Annotated in this window: 23 protein-coding genes; 22 read left to right on the forward strand and 1 reads right to left on the reverse strand. The window is 71.1% G+C overall.

Annotation, left to right across the window (positions count from 1 at the left end; all coding sequences use genetic code 11):
- The first annotated feature begins 107 nt into the window (after window positions 1-107).
- From mltG to nusB, 9 genes are all read left to right on the forward strand, one after another.
- Window positions 108-1,790, forward strand: coding sequence for an endolytic transglycosylase MltG (gene mltG, locus ACGF8A_RS01390; RefSeq protein WP_393102977.1), 1,683 nt, complete (start codon window positions 108-110; stop codon window positions 1,788-1,790).
- Window positions 1,771-2,610, forward strand: coding sequence for a shikimate dehydrogenase (locus ACGF8A_RS01395; protein ID WP_393102979.1), 840 nt, complete (start codon window positions 1,771-1,773; stop codon window positions 2,608-2,610). The genes mltG and ACGF8A_RS01395 overlap by 20 nt, the downstream gene beginning before the upstream one ends.
- Window positions 2,611-2,808: 198 nt before the next feature.
- On the forward strand, window positions 2,809-3,993 hold the full coding sequence (gene aroC, locus ACGF8A_RS01400; RefSeq protein ID WP_393102981.1) for a chorismate synthase: 1,185 nt from the start codon (window positions 2,809-2,811) through the stop codon (window positions 3,991-3,993).
- Window positions 3,990-4,505 carry a shikimate kinase gene (locus ACGF8A_RS01405; protein WP_393102983.1) on the forward strand — a complete coding sequence of 172 codons (516 nt, stop codon included), beginning with the start codon at window positions 3,990-3,992 and terminating at the stop codon, window positions 4,503-4,505. The genes aroC and ACGF8A_RS01405 overlap by 4 nt, the downstream gene beginning before the upstream one ends.
- On the forward strand, window positions 4,502-5,593 hold the full coding sequence (aroB, locus tag ACGF8A_RS01410; protein WP_393102985.1) for a 3-dehydroquinate synthase: 1,092 nt from the start codon (window positions 4,502-4,504) through the stop codon (window positions 5,591-5,593). The genes ACGF8A_RS01405 and aroB overlap by 4 nt, the downstream gene beginning before the upstream one ends.
- A gap of 200 nt (window positions 5,594-5,793) precedes the next feature.
- A complete protein-coding gene (locus ACGF8A_RS01415) occupies window positions 5,794-6,657 on the forward strand; it encodes a Pro-rich N-terminal domain-containing protein (protein ID WP_393102987.1) in 864 nt (287 codons plus the stop codon).
- A gap of 598 nt (window positions 6,658-7,255) precedes the next feature.
- On the forward strand, window positions 7,256-8,362 hold the full coding sequence (locus ACGF8A_RS01420; RefSeq protein WP_393102989.1) for an aminopeptidase P family protein: 1,107 nt from the start codon (window positions 7,256-7,258) through the stop codon (window positions 8,360-8,362).
- A 61-nt stretch (window positions 8,363-8,423) separates the two neighbouring features.
- On the forward strand, window positions 8,424-8,990 hold the full coding sequence (gene efp, locus ACGF8A_RS01425) for an elongation factor P (protein WP_365460426.1): 567 nt from the start codon (window positions 8,424-8,426) through the stop codon (window positions 8,988-8,990).
- A gap of 2 nt (window positions 8,991-8,992) precedes the next feature.
- On the forward strand, window positions 8,993-9,430 hold the full coding sequence (gene nusB / locus ACGF8A_RS01430; RefSeq protein WP_393102992.1) for a transcription antitermination factor NusB: 438 nt from the start codon (window positions 8,993-8,995) through the stop codon (window positions 9,428-9,430).
- Between the two features lie 178 nt (window positions 9,431-9,608).
- Here nusB and bldD read toward each other — a convergent pair whose 3' ends face one another.
- Window positions 9,609-10,112, reverse strand: coding sequence for a transcriptional regulator BldD (gene bldD / locus ACGF8A_RS01435; RefSeq protein WP_030166512.1), 504 nt, complete (start codon window positions 10,110-10,112; stop codon window positions 9,609-9,611).
- 277 nt (window positions 10,113-10,389) lie between these two features.
- Between bldD and pyrR the strand changes: the two genes are divergently transcribed.
- The 13 genes from pyrR to metK all read left to right on the forward strand — a co-directional run bounded on the left by pyrR (window position 10,390) and on the right by metK (window position 24,683).
- A complete protein-coding gene (pyrR, locus tag ACGF8A_RS01440; RefSeq protein ID WP_393102994.1) occupies window positions 10,390-10,950 on the forward strand; it encodes a bifunctional pyr operon transcriptional regulator/uracil phosphoribosyltransferase PyrR in 561 nt (186 codons plus the stop codon).
- A gap of 104 nt (window positions 10,951-11,054) precedes the next feature.
- Window positions 11,055-12,029: an aspartate carbamoyltransferase catalytic subunit gene (locus ACGF8A_RS01445; protein WP_393102996.1), complete on the forward strand. Its 975-nt coding sequence runs from the start codon at window positions 11,055-11,057 to the stop codon at window positions 12,027-12,029.
- A 5-nt stretch (window positions 12,030-12,034) separates the two neighbouring features.
- Window positions 12,035-13,321 (forward strand): dihydroorotase, encoded by a 1,287-nt coding sequence (locus ACGF8A_RS01450; RefSeq protein ID WP_393102998.1) that lies wholly within the window; start codon window positions 12,035-12,037, stop codon window positions 13,319-13,321.
- On the forward strand, window positions 13,318-13,887 hold the full coding sequence (locus ACGF8A_RS01455) for a hypothetical protein (RefSeq protein WP_393103000.1): 570 nt from the start codon (window positions 13,318-13,320) through the stop codon (window positions 13,885-13,887). The genes ACGF8A_RS01450 and ACGF8A_RS01455 overlap by 4 nt, the downstream gene beginning before the upstream one ends.
- Window positions 13,884-15,026 carry a glutamine-hydrolyzing carbamoyl-phosphate synthase small subunit gene (gene carA, locus ACGF8A_RS01460; protein WP_393103002.1) on the forward strand — a complete coding sequence of 381 codons (1,143 nt, stop codon included), beginning with the start codon at window positions 13,884-13,886 and terminating at the stop codon, window positions 15,024-15,026. Before ACGF8A_RS01455 ends, carA begins: the two co-directional genes overlap by 4 nt.
- On the forward strand, window positions 15,019-18,327 hold the full coding sequence (gene carB / locus ACGF8A_RS01465) for a carbamoyl-phosphate synthase large subunit (protein ID WP_393103004.1): 3,309 nt from the start codon (window positions 15,019-15,021) through the stop codon (window positions 18,325-18,327). The genes carA and carB overlap by 8 nt, the downstream gene beginning before the upstream one ends.
- A gap of 82 nt (window positions 18,328-18,409) precedes the next feature.
- Window positions 18,410-19,516 carry a quinone-dependent dihydroorotate dehydrogenase gene (locus tag ACGF8A_RS01470; RefSeq protein WP_393103006.1) on the forward strand — a complete coding sequence of 369 codons (1,107 nt, stop codon included), beginning with the start codon at window positions 18,410-18,412 and terminating at the stop codon, window positions 19,514-19,516.
- Window positions 19,513-20,355, forward strand: a complete 843-nt coding sequence (pyrF, locus tag ACGF8A_RS01475; RefSeq protein ID WP_393103008.1) for an orotidine-5'-phosphate decarboxylase — start codon at window positions 19,513-19,515, stop codon at window positions 20,353-20,355. The genes ACGF8A_RS01470 and pyrF overlap by 4 nt, the downstream gene beginning before the upstream one ends.
- A gap of 288 nt (window positions 20,356-20,643) precedes the next feature.
- Complete coding sequence (locus ACGF8A_RS01480; protein WP_003977346.1) at window positions 20,644-20,967, forward strand: integration host factor; 324 nt, start codon at window positions 20,644-20,646, stop codon at window positions 20,965-20,967.
- Between the two features lie 59 nt (window positions 20,968-21,026).
- On the forward strand, window positions 21,027-21,584 hold the full coding sequence (gmk, locus tag ACGF8A_RS01485; RefSeq protein WP_393103010.1) for a guanylate kinase: 558 nt from the start codon (window positions 21,027-21,029) through the stop codon (window positions 21,582-21,584).
- Window positions 21,585-21,635: 51 nt separating this feature from the next.
- The gene (gene rpoZ, locus ACGF8A_RS01490) at window positions 21,636-21,908 is read left to right on the forward strand and encodes a DNA-directed RNA polymerase subunit omega (protein WP_003988945.1); all 273 of its coding nucleotides are present in this window, start codon (window positions 21,636-21,638) and stop codon (window positions 21,906-21,908) included.
- Between the two features lie 108 nt (window positions 21,909-22,016).
- Window positions 22,017-23,222 carry a bifunctional phosphopantothenoylcysteine decarboxylase/phosphopantothenate--cysteine ligase CoaBC gene (coaBC, locus tag ACGF8A_RS01495; protein ID WP_393103012.1) on the forward strand — a complete coding sequence of 402 codons (1,206 nt, stop codon included), beginning with the start codon at window positions 22,017-22,019 and terminating at the stop codon, window positions 23,220-23,222.
- 252 nt (window positions 23,223-23,474) lie between these two features.
- Window positions 23,475-24,683 (forward strand): methionine adenosyltransferase, encoded by a 1,209-nt coding sequence (gene metK / locus ACGF8A_RS01500; RefSeq protein ID WP_393103014.1) that lies wholly within the window; start codon window positions 23,475-23,477, stop codon window positions 24,681-24,683.
- Window positions 24,684-24,765: the final 82 nt, after the last annotated feature.

Here is a 24,765-nt window from a genome sequence, read left to right on the forward strand (position 1 = left end):
CGTTCCGCGCGATGCGGCGGCGTTCGAACAGCCGCCGCACAGCAAGAGGCGGGACGGGAGCCGAGCCGGAAGCCACGCGACCGCCGCCTCGCGGCTCTAGGGGATCGATGACTGAGTATGGCCGGGGCCAAGGCTCCGAACCGTGGCATCCGGAGGACCCGTTGTACGGGGACGGCGGATGGGGAGGACAGCAGGCCCGCGCGGGTCAGCAGTCCCCCTACGGCGGCCAGCCGCAGCACCATCCAGAGCAGCCGCAGCAGCAGCCGCAGCCGCAGTACGGCGACTGGGGCAGCGGCGAGTACCCCGGCTACGGTCAGGCGCAGCAGCAGTACCAGCAGCAGTACGACCAGCAGCACTACGCCGCCCAGACGCAGCAGCCCTACGGCACCCAGCAGCAGTACGACACGGGCACCTGGGCCACCGGCGCGCAGCCGCACCTGCCGTACGCCGCCGACCCCACCGACCCGGTGTACCCCCAGCAGGCGGCCGCCTACGGCGGTGAGCAGCCGGACTTCTACGGCACCCCCGACGCCTACCCGCCGCCCGAGCCGCCCGGCCGGCGGCGCGCGGAACCCGAGCCGAAGACCGACTGGGATCCCGGACCCGACCAGGGCGAGCACGCCTTCTTCGCGGGCGGGGACGATGACGACGACGAGCGGGGGGACCGGCCCGGACGGGGTGAGCGGCGGGGCCGGGGCGGCAAGAACAAGAAGAGCCGCAACGGATGCGCCTGTCTCGTGGTGGCCCTGGTGTTCGGCGGTGGTCTGGCCGGTGTCACCTACTTCGGCTACCAGTTCTACCAGGATCGTTTCGGTGCGGCCCCGGACTACGCGGGTGAGGGCACGAGCGAGCAGGTAACCGTCGAGATCCCCAAGGGCGCGAGCGGAGCGGAGATCGGCCGCCGCCTGAAGGAGGCCGGCGTCATCAAGAGCGTCGACGCCTTCGTGGCCGCGCAGTCGCAGAACTCCGAGGGCGGGTCGATCCAGGCCGGCGCCTACCTGCTGAAGAAGCAGATGTCGGCGGCGAGCGCCGTCGAGATGATGCTCGACCCGAAGAGCCAGAACAACGTCATGGTCACCCCGGGTCAGCGCAACGTGGCCGTGTACAACGCCATCGACGAGAAACTCGGCCTGGAGTCCGGCACCACCGAGGACGTCGCCGAGAAGCAGTACAAGAAACTCGGCCTGCCCGGCTGGGCGAACAACGACCCCGACATCAAGGACCCGCTGGAGGGCTTCCTCTTCCCGGGCACCTATCCCGCGGCGAAGGGCATGAAGCCCGAGGCGATCCTCAAGGAGATGGTCACGCAGGCCAATCGCCAGTACAGCCAGTACGACCTCGCCGCCAAGGCCAAGGCACTGGACCTGGAGAACCCGCTGCAGGTCATCTCGGTCGCCAGCCTCGTCCAGGCCGAGGGCAAGACGGAGGACGACTTCCGCAGGATGGCCGAGGTGGTCTACAACCGCCTGGCGCCCGACAACACGGAGACCTACCAGCTCCTCCAGTTCGACTCGTCCTTCAACTATCTGAAGGGTGAGAGCAACATCGACATCAGCGAAGCCGAGATCAACAGCAACCAGGACCCGTACAACACCTACACCCAGAAGGGCCTGCCGCCCGGACCGATCGGAAACCCCGGTGCGGACGCGCTGAAGGCGGCGCTGAACCCGACCGACGAGGGCTGGCTGTACTTCGTGGCGACCGATGGCCGCAACAGGACCGAGTTCGCCCGCACGCACGACGAATTCCTGGAGCTCAAGGACAAGTTCAATGAAAGCTCGGGCAACTGAGGCCCGTCGGGCCGCCGTGCTCGGTTCACCCGTCGCCCACTCCCTGTCCCCGGTGCTGCACCGCACGGCGTACCAGGAACTGGGGCTGACGGGCTGGACGTACGATCGCTTCGAGGTCGACGAGGAAGGCCTGCCGGGCTTCTTCGCGCAGCTCGGCCCCGAGTGGGCCGGGCTGTCGCTGACCATGCCGCTGAAGCGGGCCGTGATCCCGCTGCTGGACGAGGTCAGTGACACCGCCGCCTCGGTCGAGGCGGTCAACACGGTCGTCCTCACCGGCGACGGCCGCCGCGTCGGCGACAACACCGACATCCCGGGAATGGTCGCCGCCCTGCGCGAGCACGGCATCGAGCAGGCCGACTCGGCCGCGATCCTCGGCGCCGGAGCCACCGCGTCGTCGGCGCTGGCCGCGCTGGCCCGGATCTGCACCGGCGAGGTCGTCGCCTACGTGCGCAGCGCGGGCCGGGCCGCGGAGATGCGGGAGTGGGGAGAGCGGCTGGAGACCGACGTCCGGATCGCGGACTGGGCCGACGCCGCCGAGGCGCTGCACCACCCGCTGGTCGTCGCCACCACACCCGCCGGTACCACCGACGCGCTCGCCTCCGCCGTGCCTGAGCGGCCCGCGACGCTCTTCGACGTGCTGTACGACCCGTGGCCCACGACGCTGGCCGCCCGCTGGTCGGCGTACGGCGGGGCCGTCGTCAGCGGGCTCGACCTGCTGGTCCACCAGGCGGTGCTCCAGGTGGAGCGGGTGACGGGCCGCGCGCCCGCGCCGCTGGACGCGATGCGCAAGGCCGGCGAGCAGGCCCTCGCCGGTCGCTGACGTCCCGGCGCCCGCCGGTCTCCTGTGCCCTCGTCCTGACACAGTACGTCCGCCTGCTGGACCGGCGGGCTGGCCGGCGGTCCGGACGTGGGAGGATCGAACGTGGCGGGCCAGGGCCGCGCACCCGGGTCGCGCCACCCGCTACGCGAGCAGACGCGTACGCAGGTCAGTACCGGGCGCGAGCACAGAGGAGCACCGTTGAGCAGGTTGCGCTGGCTGACCGCGGGGGAGTCCCACGGTCCCGCACTCGTCGCGACGCTGGAGGGCCTTCCCGCCGGCGTGCCGATCACCACGGAGATGGTGGCGGACCACCTGGCGAGGCGGCGGCTCGGCTATGGACGCGGTGCACGCATGAAGTTCGAGCAGGACCAGGTCACCTTCCTCGGCGGTGTCCGGCACGGCCTGACCCTCGGCTCGCCGGTCGCCGTCATGGTCGGCAACACCGAGTGGCCGAAGTGGGAGAAGGTCATGGCGGCCGATCCCGTGGACCCGGACGAGCTGGCGGCGCTGGCCCGCAACGCGCCGCTGACGCGCCCCCGGCCCGGTCACGCCGACCTCGCCGGCATGCAAAAGTACGGCTTCGACGAGGCGCGCCCGATCCTGGAGCGGGCGTCGGCCCGGGAGACCGCCGCCCGTGTGGCACTCGGCGCGGTCGCGCGGTCGTACCTGAAGGAGACCGCCGGCATCGAGATCGTCAGCCATGTCGTGGAGCTCGCGGCGGCGAGGGCCCCGTACGGCGTCTACCCGACCCCGGCCGACGTGGCGAAGCTCGACGCCGATCCCGTGCGCTGCCTGGACGCCGACGCGTCGAAGGCGATGGTCGCGGAGATCGACCAGGCCCACAAGGACGGCGACACGCTCGGCGGCGTCGTCGAGGTGCTGGCGTACGGCGTGCCGGTGGGCCTCGGCTCGCACGTGCACTGGGACCGCAGGCTGGACGCCCGGCTGGCCGCCGCCCTGATGGGCATCCAGGCGATCAAGGGCGTCGAGGTCGGCGACGGCTTCGAGCTGGCGCGCGTGCCGGGCTCGCAGGCGCACGACGAGATCGTCACCACCGACGAGGGCATCCGGCGCGCCACCGGCCGCTCCGGCGGCACCGAGGGCGGTCTGACCACCGGTGAGCTGCTGCGGGTGCGCGCGGCGATGAAGCCGATCGCGACCGTTCCGCGGGCGCTGCAGACGGTCGACGTGGTCACCGGTGAGCCCGCCCAGGCCCACCACCAGCGCTCCGACGTGTGCGCGGTCCCGGCCGCCGGCATCGTCGCCGAGGCGATGGTCGCGCTGGTCCTCGCGGACGCGGTGGCGGAGAAGTTCGGCGGCGACAGCGTGACCGAGACCGCTCGCAACGTGCGGTCCTACCTCGACCACCTGGCGATCCGATGAGCGGGCCGCTGGCCGTGCTGGTCGGCCCCATGGGGGTCGGCAAGTCCACCGTGGGCCACCTGCTGGCCGAGCGGCTCGGCGTCGCCTTCCGGGACACGGACGAGGACATCGTGGCCGCGCAGGAACGCGCCATCGCCGACATCTTCGTCGAGGACGGCGAGGCCGCCTTCCGCACGCTGGAGACGCAGGCGGTGCGCAGCGCGCTCGCCGAGCACACGGGTGTGCTGGCGCTGGGCGGCGGCGCCGTCCTCGACCCCGGCACCCGGGAGCTGCTCGCCGGGCACCAGGTCGTGTACCTGTCGATGGACGTCGAGGAGGCGGCCCGGCGGACCGGCCTGAACGCGGCCCGGCCGCTGCTGGCCATCAACCCGCGCAAGCAGTGGCGGGAGCTGATGGAGGCCCGGCGGCACCTGTACGAGGAGGTGGCACGCTCGGTCGTGGCCACCGACGGCCGTACGCCCGAAGAGGTCACCCAAGAGGTGCTGAACGCCCTGGAGTTGAAGGAAGCATGAGCGAGTCAGTGACGCGGATCCAGGTCGGCGGCACCGCGGGCAGTGAGCCGTACGAGGTCCTGGTCGGCCGTCAACTGCTCGGGGAACTCGGCGGTCTGATCGGCGACCGTGCCAAGCGGGTCGCGGTCATCCACCCCGAGGCGCTTGCCGAGACGGGTGAGGCGCTGCGCACCGACCTGGCCCAACAAGGCTACGAGGCGATCGCCGTCCAGGTGCCCAACGCGGAGGAGGCCAAGACGGCCGAGGTCGCCGCGTACTGCTGGAAGGCACTCGGCCAGTCCGGCTTCACCCGCACCGACGTGATCGTGGGCGTCGGCGGCGGCGCGACCACCGACCTCGCCGGCTTCGTGGCCGCGACCTGGCTGCGCGGGGTGCGCTGGATCGCGATTCCCACCACCGTCCTGGCCATGGTCGACGCGGCCGTCGGCGGTAAGACCGGCATCAACACGGCCGAGGGCAAGAATCTGGTGGGCGCCTTCCACCCGCCCGTCGGCGTCCTCTGCGACCTCGCCGCACTGGACTCCCTGCCGGTCCACGACTACGTCTCCGGACTCGCCGAGGTCATCAAGGCGGGCTTCATCGCCGACCCGGCGATCCTGGAGCTCATCGAGTCCGACCCGGAGGCGGCGCGCACGCCGGCCGGCCCCCACACGGCGGAACTCGTCGAGCGCTCCATCCGGGTCAAGGCCGAGGTCGTCTCCAGCGACCTGAGGGAGTCGGGTCTGCGGGAGATCCTCAACTACGGCCACACCCTCGGCCACGCCATCGAGAAGAACGAGCGTTACCAGTGGCGGCACGGTGCCGCGGTCTCCGTCGGCATGCACTTCGCCGCCGAACTCGGCCGTCTGGCGGGCCGGTTGGACGACGCCACCGCCGACCGCCACCGCACGATCCTGGAGTCGGTCGGGCTGCCGCTGCACTACCGCTACGACCAGTGGCCCAAGCTGCTGCAGACGATGAAGGTCGACAAGAAGTCCCGCGGCGACATGCTGCGCTTCATCGTCCTGGACGGCCTGGCCAAGCCGACGGTCCTGGAGGGACCCGACCCGGCGATGCTGCTGGCGGCGTACGGCGAGGTCGGTCAGTAGAAGCCGGTCGGGAGACTCGGCGCGAGGTCCGGTACGTCCCGCAGGGCCGCTTCCGCCCGATTCTCCTTGTCTGGCCGGGCACTTCGGGCCGTCCCCCACCGTTCACCAAAGGACGGCGGGGGACGGTACCGTTCGGTGGCGAGCGGGGTCAGCGTCCCGCCGCCAGCGCCCATTGCCTGTACGAGACGGAGTGGCACCGGATGCAGCACGCAGTGGGGTCTCCGCTGCCGCCGCCCCACCAGCCGGGGCACGGACCGGCCGCCGGCTGGTCGCCGGCCGCACAACACCCGGGTGCGGGTCCTCACCCCCAGGGGACCGAGCCCGTCCCGCAGGGCTCCGTCCCCGTGCCCCCGCCGCCCGGTTTCACCGGCTCCCCGCCGGCCGCTGCGCACCCGCCCCCGACGGCACCGCCGCCCCCGGACACCACGGGCCACGTCCAGCTGCCCCCCGGCGGGCCGGTGACGATGCCCGCCGCGCCGGCCGCCACCACCGCCCCCGATGCGGGTACCACCACTCTCGCGGTGCTGCTCATCGGGCCGGCGGGCGCGGGCAAGACCAGCGTGGCGAAGTACTGGGCCGACCACCGCAGGGTGCCCACGGCTCACATCAGCCTCGACGACGTACGCGAATGGGTCCGTTCGGGCTTCGCCGACCCCCAGTCCGGCTGGAACGACAACTCCGAGGCGCAGTACCGCCTGGCCCGCCGCACCTGCGGCTTCGCCGCGCGCAACTTCCTGGCCAACGGCATCTCCTGCATCCTCGACGACGCGGTCTTCCCGGACCGTCCCGTCGTGGGCCTGGGCGGCTGGAAGCGCCACGTGGGCCCCGGCCTCCTGCCCGTGGTCCTCCTCCCCGGCCTCGACATCGTCCTGGAACGCAACGCGGAGCGCTCGGGCAACCGCCGCCTCACCGACGAGGAGGTGGCCCGCATCCACGGCCGCATGGCCGGCTGGTACGGCTCGGGCCTCCCGATCATCGACAACTCCCAGCTGGACGTCCCCGGCACGGCCCGGATCCTGGACGAGGTCCTCTCCCGCGCCATAGCAAGCCCACCCACGTGGTGACACACCGCACCCATAGCACCGCGGCCCCCGCATCGCCCTGTGACGCAGGGGCCGGTACCGCGCTCGGCGGGGGCCGCGGCCCGTGGTGACGCGGGGCCCGCATCGCCCTGGAGCGGGCGCGGCCTGGTGACGCGGGAGGCCCGCATCGTCCTGAAGGGGCGCGGCCTGGCGACGCGGGTCGCCAGAATTGCCCTGAGGGGGCGCGGGGAACTGCGCGACAAGCCCCCAGGGCCGACAGCCGCCGACGGACAGCTCCCCACCCCTCCGTAGGCGCCCGGCCTCGGACCCGGTGACGCGGGGCCCGCATCGCCCTGGAGCGGGCGCGGCCTGGCGACGCGGGAGGCCCGCATCGTCCTGAAGGGGCGCGGGGAACTGCGCGACAAGCCCCCACGGGCCGACAGCCGCCGACGGACAGCCCCCGCCCGGGACGGCGCGACACGCCCCCCACAGCGGGAAGCCGCCGATGCAAGCCCCGCCCCACCCCCGGCTTCGGAAATACCCGCCCCCGACGCCAGGAAGGCCCGCCCCACCTCCCCGGACACCGCCCACTCGGCCTCCCCGAGCGGCGTGAGCGCACCGAAGCTCTTACGCTCGGCTCATGTCAGAGGTGTACGCGACCCGCCGGACCCGGCTACGGGAGCGCTGCAACGCGGGCGGCAGCGCGGCCGCGCTGATCTCCCGGCCCGCCAACGTGCGCTACCTCGCGGGCGCGGCCCCCCACGGTGCCGTACTGCTGCTGGGCAAGCGCGAGGACCTGCTGGTCGGCACCGGTCCGCCGGACGACCGCCCCACCGAGGGCCGCCTGGACGAGTCCCTGGGCCTGCACACGGTGCCCGCCCCCGGCGCGGACCCCGCCGTCGCCGCCGCTGACCTCGCGACGTCCCAGGGCGCCGACTCCCTCGCCGTCGAGGAACACCACCTCACCGTCGCCCGCCACCGGGCCATCGGCTCGGCCGCCCCCGCCCTCCGCCTCGCCGACCTCGGCAACGCGGTCGAACAGCTCAGAGTCGTCAAGGACGAGGAGGAGATCTCCTGCCTCCGCATCGGCGCCGAGATCGCCGACCAGGCCCTCGGTGAGCTCCTGGAGTCCATCCTGGTGGGCCGCACCGAACGCCACCTCGCCCTGGAACTCGAACGCCGCCTCGTCGACCACGGCGCCGACGGGCCCGCGTTCCCCACGTCCGTCGCCACCGGCGCGAACTCCGGCAGACGGGGCCACCGCCCCACCGACCGCCGCGTCGAGGAGGGCGACTTCCTCTCCGTGTGCCTGGGCGCCACCTACCGTGGCTACCGCTGCGAGATCGGCCGTACCTTCGTCATCGGCACCTCGCCCGCGGACTGGCAGATCGAGCTGTACGACCTGGTTTTCGCCGCTCAGCGCGCCGGCCGCGAGATGCTCGCCCCCGGCACCGCCTACCGCGACGTGGACCGCGCGGCGCGCCACGTGCTGGACTCGGCCGGGTACGGACAGGGCCTCCCGGAGCTCATCGGGCACGGAGTGGGACTGGAAATCGACGAGGACCCTCAGCTGGCCCCCACGGCCATGGGTAAACTGGACGCTTGCGTGCCGGTCACCGTCGAACCGGGGGTCCACCTCCCGGGCCGGGGCGGTGTCCGGATCGATGACACGCTCGTCGTACGCCCCGAGGCGGACGGCGGACCCGAGCTACTCACCATCACGACCAAGGAGCTGCTCGCGCTCTAGCCTCAGAGCTGTCGCGCCTGCCCCGGGGTCGTCCACGTACGTCCAGGAGATTGAAGCAACCGTGGCTTCCACGAACGACCTCAAGAACGGCATGGTGCTCAAGCTCGATGGCGGCCAGCTCTGGTCCGTCGTCGAGTTCCAGCACGTCAAGCCCGGCAAGGGCCCGGCCTTCGTGCGCACCAAGCTCAAGAACGTGCTCTCGGGCAAGGTCGTCGACAAGACCTTCAACGCCGGCGTGAAGGTCGAGACGGCCACCGTCGACAAGCGCGACATGCAGTTCTCCTACATGGACGGCGACTACTTCGTCTTCATGGACATGGAGACCTACGACCAGCTGATGGTCGACCGCAAGGCCGTCGGCGACGCCGCCAACTTCCTGATCGAGGGCTTCACCGCCACCGTCGCGCAGCACGAGGGCGAGGTGCTCTTCGTCGAGCTGCCGGCCGCCGTCGAGCTCGTCGTCCAGGAGACCGAGCCCGGCGTGCAGGGCGACCGCTCCACCGGCGGCACCAAGCCCGCCACCCTGGAGACCGGCCACCAGATCCAGGTGCCGCTCTTCATCACCACCGGTGAGAAGATCAAGGTCGACACCCGCACCAGCGACTACCTCGGCCGGGTGAACAGCTAACCGTGGCTGCCCGCAACACGGCCCGCAAGCGCGCCTTCCAGATCCTCTTCGAGGGCGACCAGCGCGGCGCCGACGTCCTGACGGTCCTCTCGGACTGGATCCGGCACGCGCGGACCGACACCCGGCAGCCGCCGGTGAGCGAGTACACGATGCAGCTCGTCGAGGGCTACGCGGAGCACGCGACGCGCATCGACGAGCTGATCGCCCAGTACTCGGTCGGCTGGACGCTGGACCGGATGCCGGTCGTCGACCGCAATCTCCTGCGGCTCGGCGCGTACGAGCTCATCTGGGTCGACGAGACCCCGGACGCGGTCGTGCTGGACGAGATGGTGCAGCTGGCCAAGGAGTTCTCGACGGACGAGTCGCCCTCGTTCGTCAACGGCCTGCTGGGCCGGCTCAAGGACCTCAAGCCCTCGCTGCGGCGCACCGCCGAGGACTGAGACACCGCGGAACGCCGGAGGGCCGCAGCGTGCGCTGCGGCCCTCCGGCGTTCTCGTGTCACCGGGGCTCCACGGATACGTCCGGGACCCGTGAGGCGCGCAGAAAGCCGCCGGGGTGGCCGGAACCATGAAGTTCCGGCCACCCCGGCGGCACGTTTCTGCTGAAGCGGCCGGGTGCTCAGCCCTCCTCGTGCGACGCCACCGCGCGACGCGCGTCCGCGTCCAGCACGCCCCAGCTGATCAGCTGCTCGGTGAGGACCGAGGGCGACTGGTCGTAGATGACGGCGAGCGTGCGCAGGTCGTCCTGGCGGATCGAGAGCACCTTGCCGTTGTAGTCACCGCGCTGCGACTGGATCGTCGCCGCGTACCGCTGGAGGGGGCCCGCCTTCTCGGCCGGCACCGTGGCCAGCCGCTCCAGGTCCAGGACCAGCTTGGGCGGCGGCTCGGCGGCGCCACCGGGCGTCGTCCCCGGAAGCAGTTCCTGCACGGGAACGCCGTAGAAGTCCGCCAGCTCGGCAAGGCGCTGCACGGTCACGGCGCGGTCGCCGCGCTCGTAGGACCCGACCACCACCGCTTTCCAGCGTCCCTGGGACTTCTCCTCGACACCGTGGAGGGAAAGGCCCTGCTGGGTGCGGATGGCCCGGAGCTTGGCCCCGAGCTGTTTGGCGTATTCGCTGGACATATGGCTCCCCGGACACTGTGTCGACGCGACAGGTGTGTTTCCCGTGCCGCGCGGCTGGTAACTCACTGTGAGGTTACGCAGCGTTACTCTCCTGCGTCAAGCCGAATGGTCCGCACCGACTCTTCCGTGGTATCCACGGCCGACTAGGCCAAGTGGGTGATCCGATAACCCTGTGGGGGGTGATCCGGGGTGTCGCCGCGGCCTGCTACGGTGGATGGCGCAATCCCGACGTCCTTTAAGGTCCGTCCCGTGAGGCGGAGAAGGAGGTCCGTTTCGTATGGACACGCAAGCGTCCGATGCGCGGCCCGTGCTCGAAGGCCCCGACATCGCGCGGGTACTGACCCGCATCGCCCACGAGATCGTCGAGCGCGCCAAGGGCGCCGACGACGTGGTGCTCCTCGGCATTCCGACCCGGGGCGTCTTCCTCGCCCAGCGGCTCGCCGCCAAGCTGGAAGAGATCACCGAGCGCAAAGTCCCGTGCGGTTCGCTGGACATCACGATGTACCGCGACGATCTGCGCATGCACCCGCCGCGCGCACTGGCCCGCACGGACATCCCCGGTGACGGCATCGACGGCAAGCTGGTCGTCCTAGTCGACGACGTCCTCTTCTCCGGTCGCACGATCCGCGCCGCCCTCGACGCCCTGAACGACATCGGGCGCCCCCGCGCGGTCCAGCTCGCGGTCCTGGTCGACCGCGGCCACCGCGAACTGCCCATCCGTGCCGACTACGTCGGCAAGAACCTCCCCACGTCGCTGCGGGAGACGGTCAAGGTCCAGCTCGCCGAGGAGGACGGTCGCGACACCGTGCTGCTCGGTGTGAAGAAGACCGCCCAGTAGCAACCGCGGGCGTACGGCGGCTGCCCTGCGCCGGCCCGGCACGCCCCGGCGTGCGCCTGGTTGCCCGAATTCTCCCGAATGAACTGTCTTACGGAGCCTGAAAGATGCAGCGCCATCTCATCTCGGCCGCCGACCTCACCCGCGACGACGCCGTCCTCGTCCTCGACACCGCCGAGGAGATGTCCCGGGTCGCCGACCGGCCGATCAAGAAACTGCCGACCCTGCGGGGCCGCACCGTGGTGAACCTCTTCTTCGAGGACTCCACCCGCACCCGGATCTCCTTCGAGGCCGCCGAGAAGCGCCTGTCGGCGGACGTCATCAACTTCTCCGCCAAGGGCTCCTCGGTCTCCAAGGGCGAGTCCCTGAAGGACACCGCCCAGACCCTGGAGGCGATGGGCGTCGACGCGGTCGTCATCCGGCACGGCGCGTCCGGCGCCCCGTACCGGCTGGCCAACTCCGGCTGGATCGACGCGGCCGTCATCAACGCCGGCGACGGCACCCACCAGCACCCCACCCAGGCACTGCTCGACGCGTTCACCATGCGCCGCCGCCTGCTCGGCCGGGACGCCGGGCTCGGCCACGACCTGGCCGGCAAGCGCGTCACGATCGTCGGCGACGTCCTGCACAGCCGGGTCGCCCGCTCCAACGTCGACCTGCTGCACACCCTCGGCGCCGAGGTGACCCTCGTCGCCCCGCCCACCCTGCTGCCGGTCGGCATCGGGACCTGGCCCTGCGAGGTCTCCTACGACCTCGACAGCACGCTGCCCAAGTCCGACGCGGTGATGATGCTGCGCGTGCAGCGCGAGCGCATGAACGCGGCGTTCTTCCCGACCGAGCGCGAGTACTCGCGGCGCTACGGGCTGGACGGCGACCGCATGGCGAGGATGCCCGAGCACGCCATCGTGATGCATCCCGGCCCGATGGTCCGGGGCATGGAGATCACCGCCCAGGTCGCCGACTCCGACCGCTGCACGGCCATCGAGCAGGTCGCAAACGGGGTCTCCATCCGGATGGCCGTCCTGTATCTGCTGCTCGGTGGAAACGAACCCGCCACCACCACCCGCTCCGAGGAGAAGTAAGACAGATGAGCAAGATCCTGATCCGTGGTGCGAAGGTGCTCGGCGGCGAGCCGCAGGACGTGCTGATCGACGGCGCGGTGATCGCCGAGGTGGGCGCCGGTCTGGTGGCCGAGGGCGCCGAGGTCGTGGACGCCGCAGGCAAGGTGCTGCTGCCGGGCCTGGTGGACCTGCACACCCATCTGCGTGAGCCCGGCCGTGAGGACTCCGAGACGGTGCTGACCGGCACGCGCGCGGCCGCGTCCGGCGGCTACACGGCCGTGTTCGCCATGGCCAACACCTTCCCCGTGGCCGACACCGCCGGTGTCGTCGAGCAGGTCTGGCGACTGGGGCGGGAGCACGGTTACTGCGACGTGCAGCCGATCGGCGCGGTCACCGTCGGGCTGGAGGGCAGGAAGCTCGCCGAGCTGGGCGCCATGCACGAGTCGGCGGCCGGGGTCACCGTCTTCTCCGACGACGGCAAGTGCGTCGACGACGCCGTGATCATGCGCCGGGCGCTGGAGTACGTGAAGGCCTTCGACGGAGTCGTCGCCCAGCACGCGCAGGAGCCGCGGCTGACCGAGGGCGCCCAGATGAACGAGGGTGTCGTCTCCGCGGAGCTGGGGCTCGGCGGCTGGCCCGCGGTGGCCGAGGAGTCGATCATCGCCCGGGACGTCCTGCTCGCCGAGCACGTCGGCTCCCGGGTGCACATCTGCCACCTGTCGACCGCCGGGTCCGTGGAGATCGTGCGCTGGGCCAAGTCCCGCGGCATCCGGGTCACCGCCGAGGTCACCCCGCACCACCTCCTGCTCACCGACGAGCTGGTACGGACGTACAACCCCGTCTTCAAGGTGAACCCGCCGCTGCGCACCGAGCGGGACGTGCTGGCACTGCGCGAGGCGCTCGCGGACGGCACGATCGACATCGTCGCCACCGACCACGCCCCGCACCCGCACGAGGACAAGGACTGCGAGTGGGCGGCCGCCGCGATGGGGATGGTCGGCCTGGAGACCGCGTTGTCGGTGGTCCAGGAGACGATGGTCGACACGGGGCTGTTCGGCTGGGCCGACGTGGCGGACCGCATGTCCTTCGCGCCTGCCCGCATCGGCCGGGCCGCAGGCCATGGACGGCCCGTCTCGGCAGGTGAGCCCGCCAACCTCACCCTCGTCGACACGGCATACCGTGGGCCCGTGGACCCCGCGGGCTTCGCCTCGCGCAGCCGCAACACCCCGTACGAGGGTCGTGAGCTGCCGGGCCGTGTCACGCACACGTGGCTCCGGGGCAAGGCCACGCTCGTCGACGGGAAGCTCACGTGACACCTGTAACCCTGCTCGCCGCCGGTAAGGAATCGGCGGAAGTGACCGACTGGGCCGCGCGCATCGGCTGGGTCGTCGGCCTCGCCCTGTTCGTCGCGCTCGTCTACTGGCTGATGCGTGAGGGCTGGAAGTGGCGCGGCACGCTCCAGAGCGATCTGCCGGAGCTGCCCGGCGCGCCGGACGAGCCCGGCGCGGCGAAACTGACGATGACCGGCCGCTACCACGGCTCCACCACAGCCGGTCAGTGGCTGGACCGCATCGTGGCGCACGGCCTGGGCACCCGCAGCCGGGTCGAGCTCACGCTGACGGACGCGGGCCTCGACGTCGTACGCCCCGGGGCGAGCGACTTCTTCGTCCCGGCGGCGGCGCTGCGCGAGGCCCGGCTGGACAAGGGCATCGCCGGCAAGGTCCTCACCGAGGGCGGCCTGCTCGTCGTGACCTGGGCGCACGGCGAGCGGCTGATCGACTCCGGGTTCCGCTCCGACCACGCGGCCGAGCACAACGAGTGGGTCGACGCAATCAACTCCATGATCACCACCAGCACCACGGAAGGCGCCGAACGATGACGACCTCCACAGGGGGAACCACGAAGGTCCCCGCCGTACTCGTCCTGGAGGACGGCCGGATCTTTCGCGGCCGTGCCTACGGGGCCGTGGGGGAGACCTTCGGCGAGGCCGTGTTCTCCACCGGCATGACCGGCTACCAGGAGACCCTCACCGACCCGTCGTACCACCGCCAGGTCGTCGTGATGACGGCCCCGCACGTCGGCAACACCGGCGTCAACGACGAGGACCCCGAGTCGAGGAAGATCTGGGTCGCGGGCTACGTCGTGCGGGACCCCGCGCGCGTGCCCTCCAGCTGGCGCTCCCGTCGCTCGCTGGACGAGGAACTGCGCCGGCAGGGCGTGGTCGGCATCTCCGGCATCGACACCCGCGCGCTCACCCGGCACCTGCGGGAGCGCGGCGCCATGCGCGTCGGCATCTTCTCCGGCAACGCGCTGCCCGACGAGGGCAGCATGCTCGCCGAGGTGCGCCAGGCGCCCGAGATGAAGGGCGCCGACCTCGCCGCCGAGGTCGCCACGGCCGAGCCGTACGTCGTCCCCGCGATCGGCGAGAAGAAGTTCACCGTCGCCGCCGTCGACCTCGGCATCAAGGGCATGACCCCGCACCGGATGGCCGAGCGCGGCATCGAGGTGCACGTACTGCCCGCCACGGCGAGCGTCGAGGACGTGTACGCCGTGAACCCCGACGGCGTGTTCTTCTCCAACGGACCGGGCGACCCGGCCACCGCCGACCATCCCGTCTCCGTCATGCGGGGCGTCCTGGAGCGCGGCACGCCGCTGTTCGGCATCTGCTTCGGCAACCAGATCCTCGGCCGCGCCCTCGGCTTCGGCACCTACAAGCTGAAGTACGGCCACCGCGGCATCAACCAGCCGGTGCAGGACCGCACGACCGGCAAGGTCGAGGTCACCGCGCACAACCACGGCTTCGCCGTCGACGCCCCGTTCGACAAGGTCTCCGAGACCCCCTACGGCCGCGCCGAGGTCTCCCACGTCTGCCTCAACGACAACGTGGTGGAGGGCCTCCAGCTCCTCGACAAGCCGGCCTTCAGCGTCCAGTACCACCCCGAAGCGGCAGCGGGTCCGCACGACGCCGCCTACCTGTTCGACCGCTTCGTGAAGCTCATGGAGGGCCAGCGTGCCTAAGCGCACCGATATCCAGTCCGTCCTGGTCATCGGCTCCGGCCCGATCGTCATCGGCCAGGCCGCCGAGTTCGACTACTCCGGCACCCAGGCGTGCCGGGTCCTGAAGGCCGAGGGCCTGCGGGTCATCCTCGTGAACTCCAACCCCGCGACGATCATGACCGACCCGGAGATCGCCGACGCCACCTACGTCGAGCCGATCACCCCGGAGTTCGTCGAGAAGATCATCGCCAAGGAGCAGCCCGACGCGCTGCTGCCCACCCTGGGCGGCCAGACGGCGCTCAACACCGCGATCTCGCTGCACGAGAACGGCGTGCTGGAGAAGTACGGCGTCGAGCTGATCGGCGCCAACGTGACGGCGATCCACAAGGGCGAGGACCGCGAGCAGTTCAAGGCGGTCGTCGAGGAGGTCCGCAAGAAGACCGGCCACGGCGAGTCCGCGCGGTCCTACATCTGCCACTCGATGGACGACGTCCTCAAGGGCGTCGAGGAGCTGGGCGGCTACCCGGTCGTCGTGCGCCCCTCCTTCACCATGGGCGGCGCCGGCTCCGGCTTCGCGCACGACGAGGAGGAGCTGCGCCGCATCGCGGGCCAGGGCCTGACGCTCTCGCCGACCACCGAGGTGCTCCTGGAGGAGTCCATCCTCGGCTGGAAGGAGTACGAGCTGGAGCTGATGCGCGACAAGAACGACAACGTCGTGGTCGTGTGCTCCATCGAGAACTTCGACCCGATGGGCGTGCACACCGGTGACTCCATCACCGTGGCGCCCGCCATGACGCTCACCGACCGCGAGTACCAGATCCTGCGGGACATCGGCATCGCCGTGATCCGAGAGGTCGGCGTCGACACCGGCGGCTGCAACATCCAGTTCGCGGTCAACCCGGCCGACGGCCGGGTCATCGTCATCGAGATGAACCCCCGGGTGTCGCGGTCGTCCGCGCTGGCCTCCAAGGCGACCGGCTTCCCGATCGCGAAGATCGCCGCCAAGCTCGCCGTCGGATACACCCTCGACGAGATCCCCAACGACATCACCCAGGAGACCCCGGCGTCCTTCGAGCCGACCCTGGACTACGTCGTCGTCAAGGCGCCCCGCTTCGCCTTCGAGAAGTTCCCGCAGGCCGACTCCACGCTGACCACCACCATGAAGTCGGTCGGCGAGGCCATGGCCATCGGCCGCAACTTCACCGAGGCCTTCCAGAAGGCGCTGCGCTCGCTGGAGAAGAAGGGCAGCCAGTTCACCTTCGTCGGCGAGCCCGGCGACAAGGCCGAGCTGCTGCGCGAGGCCGTGCGCCCGACGGACGGCCGGATCAACACCGTCATGCAGGCCATCCGTGCCGGCGCCACGCCCGAGGAGGTCTTCGAGTACACGAAGATCGACCCGTGGTTCGTCGACCAGCTCTTCCTGATCAAGGAGATCGCCGACGAGCTGGCCGAGGCGCCCGGGCTGACCGCCGAGCTGCTCGGCGAGGCCAAGCGGCACGGCTTCTCCGACACACAGATCGGCGAGATCCGCGGCCTGCGCGAGGACGTCGTCCGCGAGGTGCGGCACGCGCTCGGCGTCCGCCCGGTCTACAAGACGGTCGACACCTGCGCCGCCGAGTTCGCCGCGCGGACGCCGTACTTCTACTCCTCCTACGACGAGGAGAGCGAGGTCGCGCCGCGCGAGAAGCCCGCGGTGATCATCCTGGGCTCCGGGCCCAACCGCATCGGCCAGGGCATCGAGTTCGACTACTCCTGTGTGCACGCCTCCTTCGCGCTGAGCGACGCCGGGTTCGAGACCGTGATGGTCAACTGCAACCCGGAGACCGTATCCACCGACTACGACACCTCCGACCGGCTGTACTTCGAGCCGCTCACGCTGGAGGACGTGCTGGAGATCGTGCACGCCGAGCAGCAGGCCGGCCCGGTCGCCGGCGTGGTCGTACAGCTCGGCGGCCAGACGCCGCTGGGGCTGTCGCAGGCGCTGAAGGACAACGGCGTGCCGATTGTCGGGACGTCCCCGGAGGCCATCCACGCCGCCGAGGACCGCGGTGCCTTCGGCCAGGTCCTGCAGGATGCCGGCCTGCCGGCCCCCAAGCACGGCACGGCCACCACCTTCGCCGAGGCCAAGACCATCGCAGACGAGATCGGCTACCCGGTGCTCGTGCGGCCGTCGTACGTCCTCGGCGGCCGCGGCATGGAGATCGTCTACGACGAGACCCGGCTGTCGTCCTACATCGCCGAGTCCACCGAGATCAGCCCCTCCCGGCCGGTGCTCGTGGACAGGTTCCTCGACGACGCGATCGAGATCGACGTCGATGCCCTCTACGACGGCGAGGAGCTCTACCTCGGCGGCGTCATGGAGCACATCGAGGAGGCCGGCATCCACTCCGGCGACTCGGCGTGCGCCCTGCCCCCGATCACGCTCGGCGGCTTCGACATCAAGCGACTGCGCACCTCCACGGAGGCGATCGCCAAGGGAGTCGGCGTCCGCGGCCTGATCAACATCCAGTTCGCGATGGCGGGCGACATCCTCTACGTCCTGGAGGCCAACCCGCGCGCGTCCCGCACGGTCCCCTTCACCTCGAAGGCGACCGCGGTGCCGCTGGCCAAGGCCGCCGCCCGGATCTCGCTGGGCGCGACCATCGCCGAGCTGCGCGCCGAGGGCCTGCTGCCCGCGCACGGGGACGGCGGCGAACTGCCGCTGGACGCGCCGATCTCCGTCAAGGAGGCTGTGATGCCCTGGACCCGCTTCCGCGACACCTCGGGCCGCGGCGTGGACACCGTCCTCGGCCCGGAGATGCGCTCCACCGGCGAGGTCATGGGGATCGACTCCGTCTTCGGCACGGCGTACGCCAAGTCGCAGGCCGGCGCGTACGGCCCGCTGCCGACCAAGGGCCGCGCCTTCATCTCGGTCGCCAACCGCGACAAGCGCTCGATGATCTTCCCGGCGCGTGAGCTGGTCGCGCACGGCTTCGAGCTGCTGGCCACCTCCGGCACGGCCGAGGTGCTCAAGCGCAACGGCATCCACGCCACTGTCGTGCGCAAGCAGTCCGAGGGCACCGGCCCGAACGGCGAGAAGACCATCGTCCAGCTCATCCACGACGGCGAGGTCGACCTCATCGTCAACACCCCGTACGGCACCGGCGGCCGCCTCGACGGCTACGACATCCGTACGGCGGCCGTGGCGCGGTCCGTGCCCTGCCTGACGACCGTCCAGGCGCTCGCCGCCGCCGTCCAGGGCATCGACGCGCTCAACCACGGAGACGTGGGCGTCCGATCGCTCCAGGAACACGCGGAGATCCTGACCGCGGCCCGCGACTAGCAGCCCCGAGGGGGACACCGGAAAACGGTGTCCCCCTCTTCGCGAGGACGGCACGTCTTCGCACATGTCTTCGTGAGGACACATGTACAAGATCTTCTTCAGTCTCGTCTTCCGGCGCATGGACGCCGAGCAGGCGCACCACCTCGCCTTCCGCTGGATCCGCCTCGCCGTCCGCGTCCCCGTGCTGCGGACCTTCCTGGCGGCCGTGCTGGCACCCCGCCACAAGGAGCTGCGCACCGAAGCCCTCGGCCTGCGCATGCACGGCCCCTTCGGACTCGCCGCGGGCTTCGACAAGAACGCCGTCGCCATCGACGGCATGTCGATGCTCGGCTTCGACCACGTCGAGATCGGTACGGTGACGGGGGAGGCACAGCCCGGCAACCCCAGGAAGAGGCTCTTCCGGCTGGTCGCCGACCGCGCGCTGATCAACCGCATGGGCTTCAACAACGACGGCTCGCTCGCCGTCGCCGCCCGCCTGGCCTCGCGCGAGCCGGTCTTCAGGACGGTCGTCGGCGTCAACATCGGCAAGACCAAGGTGGTCCCCGAGGCCCAGGCCGTCCTGGACTACGTGAAGTCGGCCGAGCGGCTGGCGCCGTACGCCGACTACCTGGTCGTGAACGTCTCGTCGCCCAACACGCCCGGGCTGCGCAACCTCCAGGCGGTCGACCACCTGCGGCCCCTGCTGACCGCCGTCCGCGAGGCCGCCGACCGCATGGTCACCGCACGGCGCGTCCCCCTCCTGGTGAAGATCGCGCCCGACCTGGCCGACGAGGACATCGACGCCGTCGCCGACCTCGCCGTCGAACTGGGCCTGGACGGGATCATCGCCACCAACACCACCATCGCGCGCGCGGGGCTGGGCCTGGGATCCGAGGCCTCGCTGGTCGAGGAGACAGGCGGACTCTCCGGCGCCCCGCTGAAGGACCGCTCCCTGCAGGTGCTGCGCCGCCTGTACGCGCGCGTGGGGGACCGCATCACCCTCGTGGGCGTAGGCGGCATCGAGAACGCCGAGGACGCCTGGCAGCGCATCCTGGCCGGCGCCACCCTGGTGCAGGGCTACAGCGGCTTCATCTACCAGGGGCCCTTCTGGGCCCGCACGATCCACAAGGGCCTCGCCGCACGCCTGCGCACGAGCCCGTACGCCACGCTCGCCGACGCCGTCGGTGCCGATGTGAGGAAGGCCACATGAGCCTGGAACCCTTTGGTGTGCGGCTGCGCCGCGCCATGGACGAGCGCGGCCCGCTCTGCGTCGGCATCGACCCGCACGCCTCCCTGCTCGCCGACTGGGGCCTGAACGACGACGTCGCCGGTCTGGAGCGGTTCAGCCGCACGGTCGTCGAGGCCATGGCCGACCGGGTCGCCGTCCTCAAGCCGCAGAGCGCCTTCTTCGAGCGCTTCGGCTCCCGCGGCGTCGCGGTGCTGGAGACGGCCGTCGAGGAGGCGCGGGCGGCCGGCGCGCTGGTCGTCATGGACGCCAAGCGCGGTGACATCGGCTCCACCATGGCCGCGTACGCCGAGTCCTTCCTGCACAAGGACTCCCCGCTGTTCTCCGACGCGCTGACCGTCTCGCCGTATCTCGGCTACGGAGCGCTGAGGCCGGCCGTGGAACTGGCGCGGGAGAACGGCACGGGCCTGTTCGTGCTGGCGCTGACCTCCAACCCCGAGGGCGCGGAGGTCCAGCACGCCGTGCGCGCCGACGGCCGCACCGTCGGCGCGACGGTGCTGGCCCACCTGGCCGCCGAGAACGCGGGGGAGGAGCCGATGGGCTCCTTCGGCGCGGTCGTCGGCGTCACGCTCGGTGACCTCTCGTCGTACGACCTGTGCATCGGCGGTCCCCTGCTCGCCCCCGGGATCGGTGCCCAGGGGGCCACCCCGGCGGACCTGCCCGGGGTCTTCGGCGCCGCCGTGCGCGACGTCGTGCCGAACGTCAGCCGGGGGGTGCTGCGCCACGGTCCCGACGTGGTCGCGCTGCGTACGGCGGCGGACCGCTTCGCGGAGGAGATCCGGGCCGCGGTGACGGCGGCATGAGGGCCCCGACCAGGGGTTCGTGGACGGCTTGAGGCTGGATACATCCTCAAATCCAGGGCAATATGTCTGAAATGTCCTGTCCTGGCAGAGGCTGACCAGGACTTTTCCGCTGTTCTCGCTGACTCTGGCGGACTTGACCGCTAGTCTCCGACGTGTGGGGGCACCTCCCACGCCCCCAAGGCAGTGGGGGAAGCGGGCGAGCGTGTTGCTCGCGGCTCCCCAGGTGTGGGGCGACTAGGTTCCTCACCGGTCCGTATCCGACAGTTCGACATCCGAGGTGACGTAGGCGTGGCTCTTCCGCCCCTTACCCCCGAACAGCGCGCAGCCGCGCTCGAAAAGGCCGCCGCGGCTCGCCGGGAGCGGGCCGAGGTCAAGAATCGACTCAAGCACTCCGGCGCCTCCCTTCACGAGGTCATCAAGCAGGGCCAGGAGAACGACGTCATCGGCAAGATGAAGGTCTCGGCCCTCCTTGAGTCCCTGCCGGGCGTGGGCAAGGTCCGCGCCAAGCAGATCATGGAGCGACTCGGCATCTCCGAGAGCCGCCGCGTGCGTGGTCTCGGTTCCAACCAGATCGCCTCCCTCGAGCGCGAGTTCGGCAGCACCGGTTCCTGACTCCCTCCGGACCCCGGGACTGGTCCCGGGCACCCCGGGATTGCTGGAATAATCGCTGCATGAGTGAACGTCCGCGGCTGACCGTGCTCTCCGGACCCTCCGGGGTCGGCAAGAGCACGGTCGTCGCTCATATGCGCAACGAACACCCCGAGGTCTGGCTGTCGGTGTCGGCGACGACCCGCAGGCCACGCCCCGGCGAGAAGCACGCGGTCCACTACTTCTTCGTCACCGACGAGGAGATGGACAAGCTGATCGCCAACGGCGAGCTGCTGGAGTGGGCCGAGTTCGCCGGCAACCGCTACGGCACGCCACGCGCGGCCGTGCTGGAGCGGCTGGAGAAGGGTGAGCCCGTCCTGCTGGAGATCGACCTCCAGGGTGCCCGGCAGGTGCGGGAGTCCATGCCCGAGGCCCAGCTGGTGTTCCTCGCTCCGCCCTCCTGGGAGGAGCTGGTGCGCAGACTCACCGGCCGGGGCACCGAGCCGCCCGAGGTGATCGAGCGCCGTCTGGCGGCCGCGAAGGTCGAGCTGGCGGCGGAGCCGGAGTTCGACGAGACCCTGGTCAACACCTCCGTCGAGGACGTGGCCCGTGAGCTGCTAGCCTTGATGGACGTTGTGTGATCGTGATTGATCATGCAGCCTGATTCTTTCCCATCCATCGGAAGGTAGAGCGTGTCCTCTTCCATCTCCGCGCCCGAGGGCATCATCAACCCGCCGATCGACGAGCTCCTCGAGGCCACCGACTCGAAGTACAGCCTCGTGATCTACGCGGCCAAGCGGGCCCGCCAGATCAACGCGTACTACTCGCAGCTCGGCGAGGGCCTCCTCGAGTACGTCGGTCCGCTCGTCGACACCCACGTGCACGAGAAGCCGCTCTCGATCGCCCTGCGGGAGATCAACGCGGGACTGCTGACGTCCGAGGCCGTCGAGGGCCCGGCGCAGTAGCATTTCCTGCTTGCGGCAGACTCATCCACAGGCCCGGCCGGCGCGTCCGCCGGGCCTGTGGTGTGTCATAGACGAGTACGCGGTACAGGTCGAGTCCGGGGAGAGACGGTGGACAAGCCGAAGGTCGTGCTGGGGGTCAGCGGTGGCATCGCCGCGTACAAGGCCTGCGAGCTGCTGCGGCGGCTGACGGAGTCGGGCCACGACGTGCGCGTCGTCCCCACCGCCTCCGCGCTGCACTTCGTCGGTGCCGCGACCTGGTCCGCGCTCTCCGGCCACCCCGTCTCGACGGAGGTCTGGAACGACGTCCACGAGGTTCCGCACGTCCGCATCGGCCAGCACGCCGACCTGGTGGTCGTCGCCCCGGCCACCGCCGACATGCTCGCCAAGGCGGCCCACGGCATCGCCGACGACCTGCTGACGAACACCCTGCTCACCGCCCGTTGCCCGGTCGTCTTCGCCCCCGCGATGCACACCGAGATGTGGGAGCACCCCGCGACCCAGGAGAACGTGGCGACGCTGCGGCGCCGGGGCGCGGTCGTCGTCGAGCCCGCCGTCGGCCGTCTCACCGGCGTCGACACGGGCAAGGGCCGGCTGCCCGACCCGGGTGAGATCTTCGAGGTCTGCCGCCGCGTGCTCGCCCGCGGCGCCGCCGAGCCGGACCTCGGGGGCCGCCACGTCGTCGTCAGCGCCGGAGGCACCCGCGAGCCGCTCGACCCGGTCCGCTTCCTCGGCAACCGCTCCTCCGGCAAGCAGGGCTACGCCCTCGCGCGCACCGCCGCGGCCAGGGGCGCCCGCGTCACGCTGGTCGCCGCCAACACGACCGGGCTGCCCGATCCGGCGGGCGTCGACGTCGTCCAGGTCGGCACGGCCGTGCAGCTGCGCGAGGCGGTGCTGAAGGCGGCCGCGGACGCCGACGCGGTCGTCATGGCCGCGGCCGTCGCCGACTTCCGCCCGGCGGCGTACGCGGCCGGGAAGATCAAGAAGCAGGACGGCCAGGACCCGGAACCCGTGGTGCTCGTGCGCAATCCCGACATCCTCGCGGAGCTCTCGGCCGACCGCGCCCGCCCGGGACAGGTGGTCGTCGGTTTCGCCGCCGAGACCGACGACGTGCTCGCCAACGGCCGCAGGAAGCTGGAGCGCAAGGGCTGCGATCTGCTCGTGGTCAACGAGGTGGGCGAGCGCAAGACGTTCGGCTCGGAGCAGAACGAGGCGGTGGTGCTGGGCGCCGACGGCAGTGAGACACCCGTGCCGTACGGGCCCAAGGAAGCGCTGGCCGACGTGGTGTGGGATCTCGTCGCGGGGCGGCTCGGGTAGTTCCCCGGGCGGCTCACGGAAGACCCGTGCCGCGCCCCCCGAATGCGTCCATTGGGGGCGTGGCGCCCCTGGCCAACATCGCCGCACAGCGGGCAGAATGCCCATGCCGCAGGTCACGGAGCTCCCGAGAGGCGAGACGGTGGCCCCGCGGCGGAGAGCGACCGATAAACTGTGCCTCGGACGTCGGCGGGCGCAGCCCCTGTCCCGTCCACCAATGATCAGCCAGCAGCCGCTGCAACCCCAGGGAGCGTTGTGTCCCGTCGCCTGTTCACCTCGGAGTCCGTGACCGAGGGTCACCCCGACAAGATCGCTGACCAGATCAGCGACACCATTCTCGACGCGCTTCTGCGCGAGGACCCGACGTCCCGGGTCGCCGTCGAAACCCTGATCACCACCGGTCTGGTGCACGTGGCCGGTGAGGTCACCACGAAGGCCTACGCGCCGATCCCGCAGCTGGTCCGGGACAAGATCCTGGACATCGGCTACGACTCCTCGAAGAAGGGCTTCGACGGCGCTTCCTGCGGTGTCTCGGTCTCGATCGGCGCGCAGTCCCCGGACATCGCGCAGGGTGTGGACACGGCGTACGAGAGCCGGGTCGAGGGCGACGAGGACGAGCTGGACCGGCAGGGCGCCGGTGACCAGGGCCTGATGTTCGGCTACGCCTCGGACGAGACGCCGACCCTGATGCCGCTGCCGATCTTCCTGGCGCACCGCCTGTCGAAGCGGCTCTCCGACGTGCGCAAGAACGGCACGATCCCCTACCTGCGCCCGGACGGCAAGACGCAGGTCACCATCGAGTACGACGGCGACAAGGCCGTCCGCCTCGACACGGTCGTCGTCTCCTCGCAGCACGCGAGCGACATCGACCTGGAGTCGCTGCTCGCGCCCGACATCCGCGAGTTCGTCGTGGAGCCGGAGCTCAAGGCGCTCCTCGACGACGGCATCAAGCTCGACACCGAGGGCTACCGCCTGCTGGTCAACCCCACCGGCCGCTTCGAGATCGGTGGCCCGATGGGTGACGCCGGCCTGACCGGCCGCAAGATCATCATCGACACCTACGGCGGCATGGCCCGCCACGGCGGCGGCGCCTTCTCCGGCAAGGACCCGTCCAAGGTGGACCGCTCGGCGGCGTACGCGATGCGCTGGGTCGCCAAGAACGTGGTCGCCGCGGGTCTCGCCTCCCGCTGCGAGGTCCAGGTGGCGTACGCCATCGGCAAGGCGGAGCCGGTCGGTCTGTTCGTCGAGACCTTCGGGACCCACAAGGTCGAGCCCGAGAAGATCGAGAAGGCGATCGAGGAGGTCTTCGACCTCCGTCCGGCCGCCATCATCCGCGACCTCGACCTGCTCCGCCCGATCTACGCCCAGACCGCGGCGTACGGCCACTTCGGCCGTGAGCTTCCCGACTTCACCTGGGAGCGCACGGACCGCGTGGACGCGCTGCGCGCGGCCGCGGGGCTGTAGCCGCGCTGCGCGCGGCCGCCGGGCTGTAGGTCCCGGCAGGTCCTCTTCGCCCGACGCGAGGCCCGGTTCCCTTCGGGGGCCG

The organism is Streptomyces sp. NPDC047706 (genome assembly GCF_043204795.1).
GTDB lineage: Bacteria > Actinomycetota > Actinomycetes > Streptomycetales > Streptomycetaceae > Streptomyces.